This window comes from Paraburkholderia sp. CNPSo 3076 (genome assembly GCF_026343935.1).
Lineage (GTDB): Bacteria > Pseudomonadota > Gammaproteobacteria > Burkholderiales > Burkholderiaceae > Paraburkholderia > Paraburkholderia nodosa.
Genome location: NZ_JAPMAL010000024.1, coordinates 1 through 14,631, shown reverse-complemented (window position 1 = coordinate 14,631; position 14,631 = coordinate 1). Strand labels below are relative to the sequence as shown.

Sequence of the window (14,631 nt, the reverse complement as noted above, 5' to 3'; positions counted from 1 at the left end):
TTGACGGCAGTCGCCAGGCGTCCAGCAAATATTCCATAGATGGAACGAGAATGCATATGTGAATTCGAAAGCGCGGCGCTCAAGTGGCCAGAACGCTGAAACAAGCTGAAATTCATAGGTGAAACGGCAAACGCCTGAGTTTCCTCAGTTGAATATCCCGGATCAATGAAAGAGACGAACGGCAACTTATTTGGGCCGTCGCGCCATTGCCGGGTATTTTAGGCGCGCCAAGAATTCCACTCATCGCCAACCGTTTTTCAAACGGCAAAAAGGCGGCGAATCTTGGGAGACAGCGCATGCTATTCACACTAAACGACCGGCTCTTCGAGTTCGAAGGCGATCCGGATACGCCCCTGCTTTGGGTGATCCGCGAGTCCGCGGGCCTGACGGGCACCAAGTACGGCTGCGGCATCGGCGCGTGCGGGGCTTGCACCGTGCATCTGGAAGGCGAGGCGACGCGCTCGTGCGTGCTGCCTGTCTCGGCGATAGCGGGCCGCCGGATCACGACCATCGAGGGCCTTGCGCCCGACACCTCGCATCCGGTGCAACGGGCCTGGATCGCGAAGGATGTGCCGCAATGCGGCTATTGCCAGTCCGGCATGGTGATGGCCGTTGCCGCGCTGCTCAAGCAGCATCCGCACCCCACCGAGGCGCAGATCGACCAGGGCGTGACGAACCTGTGCCGCTGCGCGACCTATCACCGAATTCGCGAGGCTATTCATGTCGCAGCGAATTCCTGAGCGTGCGCAAGGCGCGGGCGAACCGCCGCGCGAAAGCCGCCGCGATTTCCTCAAGGCCGGTCTCGCGTTTGCGGGTAGCCTCGTGTTGCCGCTCGCGTTCAGCGAGCAGGCGACGGCAACGGAGGACGGGACGCGCTTTCGCGAGATCAACGACTGGGTGCGCGTCGATCCGGACGGCCAGACGATCATCGGGCTCTCGCAGGCCGAAGTGGGGCAGGGCGTCTACACCGGCTTGCCGCAGGTGCTGGCCGACGAAATGGACGCCGACTGGCGGCGCGTGAGCGTGCAGTTCGTGACGGGGCGCGACGCGTATCGCATCGCGGCGGCGAACGAGCATCCTCAGCAGTTCGTGGGCGCCTCGATGTCGGTCACGATGTTCACGCAGCGTTTGCGCATTGCAGGCGCGCAGGCGCGCGAGGTGTTTCTCGCGGCGGGTGCGCGGCGTCTTGGCGTACGGCCCACGCAGTGCGCGACGAAGACGGGTCGCGTGATCCATCTGCAAACGGGGCGTTCGGTCGGCTACGGCGAACTGCTTGCGGACGCCGCGAAACTGCCGCTGAATCCGCAGCCGCGCCTGAAGGCCGGGTCGGCGCGCACGCTCATCGGCCAGCCGTTGCACAAGCTCGACGCACCGGCCAAGGTGAACGGCAGCGCGATATTCGGCATTGACGTGCAGGTGCCCGGCATGCTGATTGGTGCGGTGAAAATGGCGCCCACGCTCAACGGCAAGCCAGGCGCCGTGCGCAACCGCGATACGGTGCGCGCGCTCGCTGGTGTGGTCGAGGTGGTGCAGGCGAAGGACGCCGTGATCGTCGTGGCCAATACCTACTGGCAGGCCAAGAAGGCGTGCGACGCGCTCGACGTACAGTGGGAAGATGGCGCCCCGCCCGCGGACAGCGCGACGATACTCGCAGAGCGTAAGGCCGCGCTGATGTCGGAACAAGCAGTGGTGGCCACGCGCATCGGCGACGCGAGCGCGCGGTTCGAAGCCGCGCGTAACTTAAACAGCGCACACAGCGCACACGGAGCGCAGGCAGCAGGGCGGCTGATCGAAGCCGATTACCACACGCCCTATATCGTTCACGCCACGATGGAGCCCGTGAACGCCACGGTGCATGTGCGCGAAAACGACATCGAAGTGTGGGGTCCGATCCAGGGGCAGGACAAGGTGCGCTGGACGCTCTCCGCCATCTTCAAGGTGCCGTCCGACAAGGTGATTGTGAACACAACGTTCCTTGGCGGCAGCTTCGGGCGCAAGTACGTGCCCGACTTCGTGATCCATGCGGCTGTCGCCTCGAAGGCGGTGGGGCGGCCGGTCAAGGTGATCCGTTCGCGCGAGGATGATATTCGCCACGGTTTCTACCGACCCGGCGTTTCGGCGCGCATGCGCGCGGTGCTCGGTCCCGATGGCTACCCGAGCGCCATGCATCTGCGTGTGGTGGGCCAATCGCTCTACTGGTCGATCAAGCGCGACTACTTCGAAAAGGCGGGCGGCTGGGACGAAACCATGCTCGACGGCCTTTACGATCTCGGCTACTCGGTGCCGGATCTGCTCGTCGATTCGGTGAGCGTCGATCAGCCCATTCCCGTGAGCTTCATGCGCAGCGTGGGCAGCACGTCCAGCGTCTTTTTTCTCGAGAGCTTCATCAACGAACTGGCGCACGCGGCGCGCATCGACCCGCTCGACTACCGCCGCACGCTGCTGCGTGACGATCCGCTCGCGCTGCGCGTGCTCGATCGCACAGCGGCGCGGGCGAACTGGACGCGCAGGCCGGCAGCGGGCGTGTGCCGCGGCCTCGCGTACTGCCTCTATACGGGCCGTGGCGGCGCATTCACGACCTACGTCGCCACCATCGTCGAACTGCGCATGGTGGAAGGCCACGCGAAACTCGAACGCGTGGTGTGCGGCGTCGATTGCGGGCAGGCCATCAATCCCACGCTGATCCGCGAGATGGTCGAGGGCGGCATCGGCTTCGCGCTCACCAACACGTTCAAGAGCGAAATCACGTTCAAGGACGGCGCGGTGGTGCAGGAGAACTTCGCCGACTACCCGCTCCTGTATCTCTCGCAGATGCCGAAGATCGAGGTCGAGATCGTGGAGAGCGACCGTGCGCCGCAAGGCTGCGGCGAGGTGGCGCTACCGCCAGTCGCGCCCGCCGTGGCCGCCGCGCTTTTCGAAGCGACGGGCGCACGCCTGCGCACCATGCCGCTCGAGCAGCCGCTAGCCTGAAATCGAATCCCCGTTTCATCCCCAAAAAAAGGCTTTAATTCATGATTCGTATTCCTTATTTCATCGTGCCGCTCGCGGTTGCCGTGCTCGCCCAGAGTGCGTTTGCCGAGCCCGCAGTGGATATTGCACGCGCGCGCCAGATCGCCACGCAGCATGCCTGCTTCGGCTGTCACGCCGTGGACAAGAAGCTCGTTGGCCCCGCATACCGAGACGTGGCCGCGCGCTACGCGGGCAAGCCGGGCGCGTCGAGCGCGCTTGTCGCGCATATCCAGAACGGTAGCTCGGGGAACTGGGGCGCCATACCCATGCCGCCCAACGCGATCAGCGCGGGCGATGCGCAGATCGTCGCGCAATGGATCCTCGCCGGCAGCAAGAGCGAATGACCGCGCAGATTGCGCCGATCGCGCGAAGCTGATGCTGAAGCCGGGCCGCGTTGAATGGTCCGGTATCTATTCAAATAAATAAGTATGACGAAATAAAGGGTTGGAGATCGTGATGAAAAAGGCAATCGTGGCAGGATCGTTCGCGTTCGCTTCGGCGCTCGCGTGGGGGCAGAGCAGCGTGACGCTCTATGGCATCGTGGATACGGGCATCGAGTACTACAACAATACCGCGAGAGGTGGCTCGTTCGTCGGCATGCCCTCGCTCACGGGCGAGGTGCCGTCGCGCTTCGGTCTGCGCGGCCAGGAGGAGCTGGGCGGCGGCTACCGGGCCTTCTTCGTGCTCGAAAGCGGCTTCGCGCCCAATAGCGGCGCGCTCAATTATGGCGGGCGCCTGTTCGGCCGCCAGGCGAACGTGGGCGTGAGCAGCGACTACGGCACGCTCACGCTGGGCCGCCAGATGAACATGTCGATGTATGTGCTGTTCAACGCCGACGTGATCGGCCCGTCGATCCATTCGATGGCGAGTTTCGACAGCTATCTGCCGAACGCGCGCAGCGACAACGCCGTAGGCTATCTCGGCAAATTCCATGGCGTGACGATTGGCGGGACCTACAGCTTCGGGCGCGATGCAGCGGGTCCCGCGGGCTCGTCGGCGACGAACTGCGCCGGCCAGCTGGCCGGCGACGCCGTGGCCTGCCGCCAGTACACGATGATGCTCGCCTACGACAACGCATGGGGCGGCGCCGCCGCGTCGTACGACGTGATGTATGGCGGCCCGGGCGCCTCGGCGCCGCTCGTAAGCAGCGCGGATACAGACAGGCGCGTGATCGTGGACGGCTACGTGAAATTCGGCTCGGCCAAGGTGGGCGGCGGCTGGATTCGCCGCAACACGGCCGCGGCGGAGCATATGCAATCAGATCTCTTTTTTCTGGGCGCAGACTACTACGTGACCCCGGCTTTTTCACTGGACTTCCAGGGGCTGCGCTATATTCTGCGCGATCAATCGAATTCGACACTGTTCGTCGGCCGCGCGAACTATTTCGTTTCGAAGCGCACGACGCTTTACGCGTCGCTTGGGTACATGCTGAACAGCGCGCTCGCCGCGAACGCGGTAGCCGCCGCGGGCACGGTGCAGACGGGCGCGAACCAGTTCGGCGCGATGATGGGCATTCAGCAACGCTTCTGACGCGGCACGCATGCCGCGCAGCGCCACACATTCGGAGGGGACAATGGCGACGGACCTGTTGAGCGCCGCACTGGCGGATCTGCGCGCCGACGCTGTGGTAACGGGACACTTCTCGCTCGCGGCGTCATGGGCGTTCCGCAAGCCGGCGATCGAGGGCGTGATGTTCCGCACGGGCCGCGGCGCGCCGTTTTATGTGATCGTGCAGGGCATGGAGCCGCTTTGTGTCGAGCCCGGCGATTTCGTGCTGCTGCCGCACGGCCACGAACACGTGCTGGCTTCCGCGCCCGACGTTGCGCCCGTCCCCTTCGACGATCTCGCTGCGCGCGCAGGCATTCGCCCCAGCTTCGACACCCCTTTGCGCATCGAGTCGGGCCGCGGCGGCGCAGTGTGCGATCTCTACACCGGCATCGTGTTCTACCGCGAGGCGGTGCGCAATCCGCTGTTTTCGGTGCTGCCACCGCTCATTCACGTGCGTGCGAACGACGCCGCGGTTGGCCCGTGGCTCGCGGACACGCTCATGGCCTTTATCCGCGAATCGATGGCCTGCCAGCCGGGCTGGGCTGTTGCGGCCGCGCGCCTCGCCGACGTGCTGTTCGTGCAGTTGCTGCGCGCGCATCTCGCCTCGGCCGTCAGCCACACGGGCTGGTTGCGCGGACTCATGGACCCGCAGGTCGGCCGCGCCATCGCGCAACTGCACCGGCACCCGGAGCAAGACTGGACCGTCGAGTCGCTGGCGGCGATTGCCGGTATGTCGCGCTCGCGTTTCAGCGCGCGTTTTGTCGAACTGGTCGAGGAAACGCCTATCGGGCATCTCACGTCGTATCGCATGTATATCGCGAGCGGTGCGCTGCGCGATTCGCGGCGCCGGCTCATCGAGATCGCCATGAGCGTGGGCTACGCGTCCGAGAAGGCATTCATTCGCGCGTTCCGGCGCTGGGCGGGCATGGCGCCCAAGCAGTACGCGCGCAGCGTGCGCGATCCGTACGACATCGCGCTGGCCGCGGGTGCGCGCGAAGGCGAAAGCGCGCCGCAAACGCTGTGAGGCGTGGCTTCCCTGCGCGCCGCCATGCGTTCACAACAGCGGCAGCGTGAGCCGAATGTGCTCGGCAAACGCCGCCGTGAGGAGCGACGGCCGCTTGCGCCCGAACTTGATCGTGATGCCGACGGCCGGCAAGGGCGGCAGCGCGGGATCGCCATTGAGTATCGCCAGATCCGCCGGAACGGCCGTTTGCGTCATGACGGCGAAGGCCTGGCCCGAACGCACGAGCGCGGTGAGACCCGCCAGGCTGCTGCTCGCATACGCGACGCGGTAGGCCCTGCCCACGCGCTCCAGCGCTTCGCAGGCCGCGATGTGGTCGAGCGTGTCCGGATCGGAGAGCGCGAGCGGCAACGGATCGAAGTGGGCGGAGTCGAGTTCGGGCGAGCCGATCCAGACCAGTTGCTCGCGACGAATGATCTCGTCGTGCGGGCCGCTAGCGTCGGCAAATCCAGTGGCGGACAAAGGCAGCGACACCATGGCGAGATCGACCGCACGTTTGTCGAGTTGTTCGAGAAGGCGCGGCGTCGGAACGCACACGACTTCCACGAGCGCATTGGGATGCTGGCCCGAAAACCGGCGTAGCAAGGCGGGGAGGAACACGGCGGCATAGTCGTCCGGGCAGCCGAAGCGCAGGGTGCCCGACAAGCCCGTACCGCACAGGTCGGCCATGGCCTCGTCGTGCAGGCGCAGGATACGCTGGGCGTGCACCAGCAGGCGCTCGCCGGGGTGGGTCAGCGCGACGCCGCGGCCGGTGCGCTGAAACAGCGGCTGATCGACGATCTCCTCGAGCCGCTTGATCTGCTGGCTCAGCGCCGACTGGGTGCGGCCCACGCGTTCGGCCGCACGGCTTAGCGAGCGCACCTCGGCAATGACCGCGAACGAACGCAGCAGATCGATTTCCAGCGGACGGCTCACGATATTAGCCTCTCTTCTAGCTTGCATAAGAACTATTCGATTCTATAAAACCAGAGCGCCGACTAGACTGCAAGGAAAACCCGCTACCCGACGAGGAGAAGCCCGTGTCCAGGAACGACGACGAACAGTTTTGGCGCAACGCGAGGCAGCACCTGATCCGCTATGGCGGCACGTTCGAGCCGATGATCATCGAGCGCGCCCAGGGCAGCTTCGTCTACGACGCCGACGAGCGCCCGATTCTCGACTTCACTTCGGGGCAGATGAGCGCGGTGCTCGGTCACAGCCACCCCGAAATCGTTTCGGTCATCAACGAATACGCGGGCAAGCTGGACCACTTGTTCAGTGGCATGCTCTCGCGGCCCGTGGTCGAACTGGCCACGCGCCTCGCCGACGTCACGCCCGCCGGGCTCGACCGCGCGCTGCTGCTGAGCACCGGCGCGGAGTCGAACGAGGCCGCCATCCGCATGGCGAAGCTCGTCACGGGCAAATTCGAAATCGTGGGCTTTGCGCAGTCGTGGCACGGCATGACGGGCGGCGCGGCTTCGGCCACCTATAGCGCTGGGCGCAAGGGCGTGGGTCCCGCAGCGGTGGGCTCGTATGCGATTCCCGCGCCGTTCATGTACCGGCCGCGCTTCGAGCGCAACGGGCAATACGATTACCTCGCGGAACTCGACTACGCGTTCGATCTCATCGACCGCCAGTCCAGCGGGAATCTCGCGGCCTTCATCGCGGAGCCGATCCTGAGCTCGGGCGGCATCATCGAACTGCCGCCCGGCTATATGGCGGCGCTCAAGCGCAAATGCGAAGAACGCGGCATGCTGCTGATTCTCGACGAGGCGCAAACGGGCGTTGGGCGCACCGGGATGATGTTCGCGTGCGAGCACGACGGCGTGACGCCCGACATCCTCACGCTTTCGAAAACGCTGGGCGCCGGCCTGCCGCTCGCGGCCGTGGTCACGTCCGCGCAGATCGAGGAAGCCGCGCACGAACGGGGCTTCCTGTTCTACACGACGCATGTGTCCGATCCGCTTCCCGCTGCGGTCGGCCTGCGGGTGCTGGACGTGGTGGCGCGCGACGGACTCGTTGCGCGCGCAAACATCATGGGCGAGCGTTTGCGGCGCGGGTTGCTGGATCTGATGGAGCGCTTCGAATGCATCGGCGACATTCGGGGGCGCGGGCTGCTGCTCGGTCTAGAGATCGTCAAGGACCGCCGCACGAAGGAGCCCGCCGACGGCCTTGGCGCAAAAATCACGCGCGAATGCATGAAGCTCGGGCTCAGCATGAACATCGTGCAGTTGCCGGGCATGGGCGGCGTGTTTCGCATCGCGCCGCCGCTGACCGTGAGCGAGCAGGAGGTCGATCTCGGCGTGGAACTGCTGGGGCAGGCGATCGAGCGTTCGCTCTGAGGACCCGGGTCGTCGCGGCTATGCCTTGCTGCGCGATCCGGCCGGGTTGACCTGGGGCCGCGCGAGCGCACGTGCAGCGAGCGGCGTGGACATGACGATGGACGTGCGCGTCTCGCCGTAGAGGTTGATGCGCTGGATCAGGCGCTCCAGGTCGGCCACGCTCGTCGCGACGAGGCGAATGACATAGGAGTCCGCACCAGTCACGTGATGGCATTCGAGCACTTCGGCAATCGTGCCGAGCAGCTTGAGAAACTTCGCTTTCGCGGATTGGGGCACCGTAATGCCGATCAGGGCCGAGATCGGATAGCCGGCGGCGGCCGGGTTGACGCGCGCCGTGTAGCCTTCGATCACGCCGGCCTCTTCGAGACGTCTCACGCGCTCCGTGACCGCCGGCACGGAGAGATGCACCTGGCGCGCAAGCTCGGTGTAGGTCATGCGGCCGTTGTCCTGCAACAGCGCCAGTACTTTCCAGTCCAGATCGTCCATCATGGCGAAATGTTTAAGGTGAAAGGCCAATTTTCCCTTAAAACTCGCCTTCTGCGGATAATCTGCGCCGTCTACGATAGTCCCCTATAGGACATGCATTGCGGGGAGAGGGGAGATGTTGTTCGTCAAAGCCGTAGCGATGGGCTTTTGCATCGCCGCACCGGTCGGGGCCATCGGCATGCTGTGCATCCAGCGCAGCCTGAGCCGCGGTTTTTACTCCGGCTTCGCGACGGGCATTGGCGCTGCCTGCGCGGATGCGTTTTATGGCTTGCTCGGCGCGCTCGGCGTGGCCGGTATCGTGACGGCGCTGCCGATGCTGACGGTCGTGTTGAAGGCCGCGGGCGGCGCATTTCTGGTGTGGATGGCGTGGACCATCGCGCGCGAGTCGCCCGCCGCGCCGGCCGCCGTACAGGCGACCCAGCGCAGCCCTGTCACGCGGGATTTCCTCACGACGTTTGCGCTGACGCTCTCGAACCCCCTGACCATTTTTTCGTTCATCGCTGCGTTTGCCGCGCTCGGGCCCCTGCCGGCCATGCCAGGCGAGCAGGGCGCGCCGGGCGGGCTTTCGGTGGCGCCGATGGTGACGATGGTGACGGGCGTGTTCGCGGGTTCGGCCGTGTGGTGGCTGTTCCTGAGCGGCGTGACGTCCGCGTTGCGTACGAAGGTGCCGCTCGCGTTTACGCGGGGCATCTCCATATTTTCCGCCGTTGCGATTGCCGCGTTCGGCGTCGTTCAGATGGTCACGGGCCTCGCGCGGCTCGCTTAAGATGTCGTTTCGAAACGTTCGAGAGCTTGCGCCACTTCCTCGATGTAGGCGTCGGTCAACGCGCAGTCCGTAAGCGCCTGCCTGAGCTGGAACACGTATTCCGCGTTGCTGCCGAGCGGTCCATGCGCCTGGGCAATCGCGCGCGCGACAGTCGCGGGGCTCGAATCAGCCTCGTATTGTCGCGGGCAGGTGTTTGCCACGAAGGCGAGGGCGTGCCGCGTTTCGCCCGTGGCGAGCGTCACCGCGTTCCAGGCGGGCGTGTAGGCGCCCGTCAACATCTCGCGGGTCCAGAGGATGTGCAGCTCTTCGTCGAGCGTGGCGGCATCGAGCCGCAGCACCACGCCTTGCGTATCGCCGCCGCGCTCCAGCGCGAGCATGCGGCCGGGGCGCTGCGGCGTGCCGCGCCCGCCGAACAGGCGTATGCAAAAGCTCCGGCGCCAGCCGTGCAGCGTGGCGTACGCGCGCTGGTCGAAGTGCGAGAGCGGATTCCACATGAGCGAGCCGTAGCCGAACACCCAGACCTCTTCGCCAGCGGGGCGCTTCGCCATCGTATCGGCGAGCGACTGGGCGATCTGGGCTTGCGTCCAGAGAATTTCCGGCGGGAGATGGCTGAAACTCTCGAGAAACGCACCGGAGCGAATGGCGTCCCTGTTTAGCATGGCGTTGACGGGTGAGTGGAGGCTACGTCACGAAGTATGCGGTCGGCGCGTGCGTGGATAAAGTGGCTGGAACGCGATGCTGCGTTCAACTGCGGACGACAATCGGGTGATGCCGGTCCGGAAGCGAAGCGGAGCAATCAATCACTCGACGGTGCATAGCCAAGCTCGCGCTGGTGATGAATCGAGAGGACTACGACGCGCGTACCCGAGTGGGCATACAGGATCACGTGCGATCGCAGCACATATTCACGGAAATCGGGAACGCCAGCTTCGATTGCCAGACGCTTCAGCTTGTCGAGGCGCGTCTGCCCCTCAATGGTTTGCGCCGCAAGGAAGCCGGCCGGACGGCCAAGTTCTGGATGAATCATCACGAGATCGCGGAAGCGAAAAATCTGCTCCCAAAGGTCGTCCATTCGCTGCGGAGCCGACGACGAGTCCTGCTCCAGCATGAATTCGCTGATTGCTTCGAGGCGCTCTGCGAACGTTTCGGCAAAATCGACCCGGATCATTTGCGCGGCTCAGCGCGACGTCGCATCGACTCCCGCATGTCCTCCAGAGACTGTGTGCGCCCGGCGAGCGCGTCCTTGAGTCCCTTCTCGGCGTCGTCGATCATGATCAGCCGCCCGTACTCGGCCTCGAGGGCATGATAGAAGTCGAGCTTTTTCGCATCGACGAGCGCGACGAACGCCGCGCCATTCTTCGTCAGGACCTTTTCGGCACCGGCGACCACGTCTTCCGCCAGTTCGGTGAGCCGCGCGCGTGCTTCGCTGATCGGCACGACGTCCTTGGCACGAATAGACATAAACGTCTCCATTACAAAATTCGTTAACGAAAACATACACACCGAAGGATGCTTCGTCAAGCCACGCTCCGTACTTCCCCCAGGATCGCGCCGCCAATGATAACGCTACCATTCACCCCATCACGTCACCGGGTGGCGCGACCGGCGCCCCGGCCTTCGACGGCTTTTTTATCCGTCCGTACGCGCAGCAATCCGCTCGTCGCGCGCGATGGACTCGCCGTGCTCACGGGCAATCTCGCGCCGGACGGCGCGGTCATCAAGCCCGCGGCGATGGAGTCGCATCTGCTCAGGCATCGCGGCCCCGCGGTGGTGTTCAAGGACTACAACGACATGGCCGCGCGCATCGACAGCGACGATCTCGATGTGAGCGCCGACTCCGTGATCGTGTTGCAACACGCCGGCCCGGTTGGCGCGCCGGGCATGCCCGAATGGGGCCAACTGCCGATTCCACAGAAACTGCTCAAGCTCGGCGTGCGCGACATGCTGCGCATTTCCGACTCGCGCATGATCGGCACGAGCTACGGCGCGTGCGTGCTGCACGTCGCGCCTGAATCGTTCGTGGGCGGGCCGCTCGCGTTTGTGAAAGACGGCGACGTCATCGAACTCGACGTCGAGGCGCGTCGTCTGCATCTGCATGTGAGCGACGCCGAACTGGCCGCGCGCAAGGCGGCGTGGACGCCGCCGAAGCGGCCGTTCGAACGCGGCTTCGGCGTGATGCATCAATTGCACGTGACGCAGGCGAACAAGGGCTGCGATTTCGATTTCCTCGAAACGCCGGCCGCTACGCCGTGCGAAGCCCACGGCGCCGAACCGGAAATTCACTAATCCCCACCCTCGAAGACATCACCGATCATGACCGCACCGAATCCGCCAGTCAGCGAAGCCGCGCTCGAACAACTGCGTCACGTCAGCACCGCCACGCTCACGACCCAACTTTTCAAGCGCGGTCTGCGCAACGTGTTTCTGCAGGGCGTGGCGCCGCTTGTGAAGCCTGAACCGGGCTCGCCGAATCTCGTCGGCCCGGCGTTCACGCTGCGCAATATTCCGGCGCGCGAGGACCTCGACCACGTGGGCGTGTTCCAGAATCCGGACCACCCGCAGCGCAAGGCCGTGGAAACCGCACCCGTGGGCAGCGTGCTCGTGCAGGATTGCCGGGGCGACCGCACGGTGGCTTCGGTGGGCTCGATTCTCGCGTTGCGCCTCGCGAAGCGCGGCGTGGCGGGGATGGTTTCGGACGGCCCCGTGCGTGACAGCGGCACGATCGCGGCGCTTGGCCTGCGGATCTGGTGCGCGGGCGCGAGTGCGCCGCTCAACCTCGCGAAGCATCACGCCGTGGATCTGAACGTGCCGATCGCATGCGGCGGCGTGCCGGTTTATCCGGGCGATATCGTCGTGGGCGATGCCGATGGCGTCGTGATCGTGCCGCACGAAATGGTCGAGGAAGTGGCGCGTGACGCCACCGAGCAGGAGCGGCTCGAGGCGTTCATCACCGAGCGCATCGAGTCGGGACTGGCACTGCGCGGCACCTATCCGCCCAACGAGGAAACGCTGGCGGCGTATCGCGCATGGTGCGCGCAGCAGGCAAAATAACTCACGCAGCACGCAGGACGATACCGATAATCAGAGGCCCGCGCGCGACGCGGGCTCAGGAGACAACGTGAACGATGCCACCGCAGCGATCGACGAGCCTCGTCTGATCAACCGCATGGGCTGGCGGCTGATGCCGCTGCTCGGCGTGCTCTACCTGGTCGCGTATATCGACCGCTCCAACATCGCCTTCGCGAAGCTGCAGATGCTCGGCAGCCTCGGGCTTTCCGAAGTCGCGTACGGGCTTGGCGCTTCGCTCTTCTTCATCGGCTATCTGCTGTTCGAGGTGCCGAGCAATGTGCTGCTCCACAAGTACGGCGCGCCGCGCTGGATGGCGCGCATCATGTTCACGTGGGGCGCGGTCACGATTCTGCTCGCCTTCACGCGCAACGCCACGATGTTCTACATCCTGCGCTTTTTGCTGGGCGCGTCCGAAGCCGGGCTCTATCCCGGCGTGATCTACTACCTCACGCTGTGGTTCCCGCAGCGCCACCGCGTGCGCATGCTCGGTTACTTCACGGTGGGCAGCAGCCTCGGCAACATGATCGGCGCGCCGATCTGCGGCTGGCTGCTCGACAAGGGCGGACTGTTCGGCCTGCAAGGCTGGCAGCTCGTGTTCGTGGTCACCGGCATTCCATCGGTACTGCTCACGATTGTCGTGCTGTTCCTGTTGCCGCAGGCGCCGCAGCAGTCGACGTTCCTCTCGGAAGGCGAGAAGCGCTGGCTCACGCACACGCTCTCGACCGAGAACGCGGCCGCGCGCAACCAGTCGCGCCACGGCTCGGTGCTCAGCGTCCTCACGGAGCCGCGCGTGCTCGGCATGGCGTTCTACTACATGATGCTGTCGATCTCCGTGTACGGCGTGAGCTATTGGCTGCCTACGCTCGTAAAAGGCTTTGGCGTGACCAATACCACCAATGGGCTGCTCAACATCATTCCCTGGCTGCTGGCGACGATCGTGCTCGCCACGCTGCCTTCGCGGCTGCGCGCGAGCAATCATGCGACCGTCGCGATGCTGGTGTCGTCACTGCTCGGCATGGTGTTCTTCGTTTCGTCGGTTTTTCTGCCGGGCCATGCGCTGCGCTTCGCCGCGTTGTGTCTTGGCGCGCCGTGCATGTATCTGCTGATTCCGTGCTTCTGGACGCTGCCGCCCAAATTCCTCTACGGCGCGCGTGCCGCGGCGGGCATCGCCGCGATCAATTCGCTCGGCAATATCGGCGGCTTCATCGCGCAAAATCTCGTGCCGTTCGTGAAGCAGGTAACGGGCAGCACGCGCATGCCCATGCTCGTGCCCGCCGCGTGCATGGTGATCTTCGCGATCGTGACCGCCATGATCCTGCGCCGTGGCGAGCGCACGCCGCAAACCGTCGACGGCGCGCCCCTGCCGAGCAACGCGCGCTAGCCGGCGAGGCGGTTTCGCTACTATAGCCGCGCATTGCCCACCTCCGTTCAAGTTCATGTCGACCATCAAACCCGCTCCGAGCATCGAACACGCGGACGCCACCGGGCGCACGAAGCGCACGCGCGGCGGGCCCAAAGGCCTGCGCATTACCGACGTGGCCGCGCAGGCGGGCGTCTCGCCCATCACGGTTTCGCGCGTGTTCAACAACCCGCGGTCGGTCGCGCCGGAAACGCTGGAGCGCGTGCGTCAGGTCGTGCAGAAGCTGGGCTACGTGCCGAACCGGCTGGCAGGCGGTTTGTCGTCGGCGCGCTCGCGGCTCATCGCGGCCATGGTGCCGACCGTTTCGCACTCGCTGTTTTCGGAAACCATCCAGGTCTTCAGCGAGACGATGTCGCGCGCGGGTTACGAGGTACTGCTCGCGTTGAGCGGCTATAGCGCGTCGAACGAAGAGAGCCTGCTCGATACGGTGTTGAGCCGCCGCCCCGAAGGCGTGCTGCTCACGGGCGTCGCGCATACCGATTCGTTGCGCGAGCGCCTGAAGAACGTCGGCATTCCCGTGGTCGAAACGTGGGACATGACCGATACGCCGATCGATATGCTGGTGGGCTTTTCTCACTACCAGATCGGCGCCGCGGTGGCCGCGCATTTGCTCGCGCGCCGCGCTCGCCGTCCCGCGCTCATCTCCGCCAACGACGCGCGCGCGCTCGCGCGGCGCGCGGGCTTTCGCGAACGGCTCGCGCGGGAAGGCATCGAGGACGTGCCCGAAGAATTGGTCGCGCCGCCCAGTTCGGTCGCGCACGGCAAGCGCGCGCTACCGCCCTTGCTCGCACGTGCACCAGACATCGACGCTGTGTTCTGCGGCTCGGATCTGCTCGCCATCGGCGCGCTTGGCGCTGCGCGCCAGATGGGCGTGCAGGTGCCCTCGCAACTGGCGATCTGCGGTTTCGGCGATCTGGAGTTCGCGACCGAAACCACACCGCAGCTAACGACGGTGCGCGTGGAGGGCACCCGCATTGGGGTGAACGCTGCG

General features: G+C 65.3%; 15 protein-coding genes and 1 pseudogene. 11 read left to right on the top strand and 5 right to left on the bottom strand.

Annotated elements, in window-relative coordinates:
- Positions 1-296 precede the first annotated feature (296 nt).
- The 5 genes from M3A49_RS26285 (at position 297) to M3A49_RS26265 (ending at position 5,581) form a co-directional block, all read left to right on the top strand.
- Positions 297-740: a (2Fe-2S)-binding protein gene (locus M3A49_RS26285; RefSeq protein ID WP_266231649.1), complete on the top strand. Its 444-nt coding sequence runs from the start codon at positions 297-299 to the stop codon at positions 738-740.
- On the top strand, positions 721-2,970 hold the full coding sequence (locus tag M3A49_RS26280; protein ID WP_266231648.1) for a xanthine dehydrogenase family protein molybdopterin-binding subunit: 2,250 nt from the start codon (positions 721-723) through the stop codon (positions 2,968-2,970). The genes M3A49_RS26285 and M3A49_RS26280 overlap by 20 nt, the downstream gene beginning before the upstream one ends.
- A gap of 41 nt (positions 2,971-3,011) precedes the next feature.
- On the top strand, positions 3,012-3,353 hold the full coding sequence (locus tag M3A49_RS26275; protein ID WP_035514556.1) for a c-type cytochrome: 342 nt from the start codon (positions 3,012-3,014) through the stop codon (positions 3,351-3,353).
- A gap of 112 nt (positions 3,354-3,465) precedes the next feature.
- Positions 3,466-4,539, top strand: coding sequence for a porin (locus M3A49_RS26270; protein ID WP_266231647.1), 1,074 nt, complete (start codon positions 3,466-3,468; stop codon positions 4,537-4,539).
- Between the two features lie 43 nt (positions 4,540-4,582).
- A complete protein-coding gene (locus M3A49_RS26265; protein ID WP_254356576.1) occupies positions 4,583-5,581 on the top strand; it encodes an AraC family transcriptional regulator in 999 nt (332 codons plus the stop codon).
- Positions 5,582-5,611: 30 nt separating this feature from the next.
- Here the strand turns inward: M3A49_RS26265 and M3A49_RS26260 are convergent, their stop codons facing one another.
- The gene (locus M3A49_RS26260) at positions 5,612-6,520 is read right to left on the bottom strand and encodes a LysR family transcriptional regulator (RefSeq protein WP_266231646.1); all 909 of its coding nucleotides are present in this window, start codon (positions 6,518-6,520) and stop codon (positions 5,612-5,614) included.
- Positions 6,521-6,597: 77 nt separating this feature from the next.
- Between M3A49_RS26260 and M3A49_RS26255 the strand changes: the two genes are divergently transcribed.
- The gene (locus M3A49_RS26255; protein WP_266231645.1) at positions 6,598-7,899 is read left to right on the top strand and encodes an aspartate aminotransferase family protein; all 1,302 of its coding nucleotides are present in this window, start codon (positions 6,598-6,600) and stop codon (positions 7,897-7,899) included.
- Between the two features lie 18 nt (positions 7,900-7,917).
- Here M3A49_RS26255 and M3A49_RS26250 read toward each other — a convergent pair whose 3' ends face one another.
- Positions 7,918-8,385 carry an Lrp/AsnC family transcriptional regulator gene (locus M3A49_RS26250; RefSeq protein WP_266231742.1) on the bottom strand — a complete coding sequence of 156 codons (468 nt, stop codon included), beginning with the start codon at positions 8,383-8,385 and terminating at the stop codon, positions 7,918-7,920.
- A 115-nt stretch (positions 8,386-8,500) separates the two neighbouring features.
- On the opposite strand from M3A49_RS26250, the gene M3A49_RS26245 reads away from it, so the two are divergent.
- On the top strand, positions 8,501-9,151 hold the full coding sequence (locus M3A49_RS26245) for a LysE family translocator (protein WP_266231644.1): 651 nt from the start codon (positions 8,501-8,503) through the stop codon (positions 9,149-9,151).
- On the opposite strand, the gene M3A49_RS26240 is transcribed toward M3A49_RS26245, so the two are convergent.
- From M3A49_RS26240 to M3A49_RS26230, 3 genes are all read right to left on the bottom strand, one after another.
- The gene (locus M3A49_RS26240; RefSeq protein WP_266231643.1) at positions 9,148-9,810 is read right to left on the bottom strand and encodes a gamma-glutamylcyclotransferase; all 663 of its coding nucleotides are present in this window, start codon (positions 9,808-9,810) and stop codon (positions 9,148-9,150) included. The genes M3A49_RS26245 and M3A49_RS26240 overlap by 4 nt on opposite strands.
- Before the next feature lie 137 nt (positions 9,811-9,947).
- On the bottom strand, positions 9,948-10,319 hold the full coding sequence (locus M3A49_RS26235; protein ID WP_266231642.1) for a type II toxin-antitoxin system RelE/ParE family toxin: 372 nt from the start codon (positions 10,317-10,319) through the stop codon (positions 9,948-9,950).
- Complete coding sequence (locus M3A49_RS26230) at positions 10,316-10,612, bottom strand: type II toxin-antitoxin system prevent-host-death family antitoxin (protein ID WP_028207198.1); 297 nt, start codon at positions 10,610-10,612, stop codon at positions 10,316-10,318. The genes M3A49_RS26235 and M3A49_RS26230 overlap by 4 nt, the downstream gene beginning before the upstream one ends.
- A gap of 174 nt (positions 10,613-10,786) precedes the next feature.
- Here M3A49_RS26230 and M3A49_RS26225 point away from each other — a divergent pair.
- The 4 genes and pseudogenes from M3A49_RS26225 to M3A49_RS26210 form a co-directional block, all read left to right on the top strand.
- A pseudogene (locus tag M3A49_RS26225) lies at positions 10,787-11,437 on the top strand (dihydroxy-acid dehydratase); the annotation flags it as partial.
- Positions 11,438-11,464: 27 nt separating this feature from the next.
- Positions 11,465-12,202: a ribonuclease activity regulator RraA gene (locus tag M3A49_RS26220; protein WP_266231641.1), complete on the top strand. Its 738-nt coding sequence runs from the start codon at positions 11,465-11,467 to the stop codon at positions 12,200-12,202.
- A gap of 115 nt (positions 12,203-12,317) precedes the next feature.
- Positions 12,318-13,601, top strand: a complete 1,284-nt coding sequence (locus M3A49_RS26215) for an MFS transporter (protein ID WP_416339016.1) — start codon at positions 12,318-12,320, stop codon at positions 13,599-13,601.
- Positions 13,602-13,656: 55 nt separating this feature from the next.
- On the top strand, positions 13,657-14,631 hold a 975-nt coding region (locus tag M3A49_RS26210; RefSeq protein ID WP_266231639.1), incomplete at its 3' end, for a LacI family DNA-binding transcriptional regulator.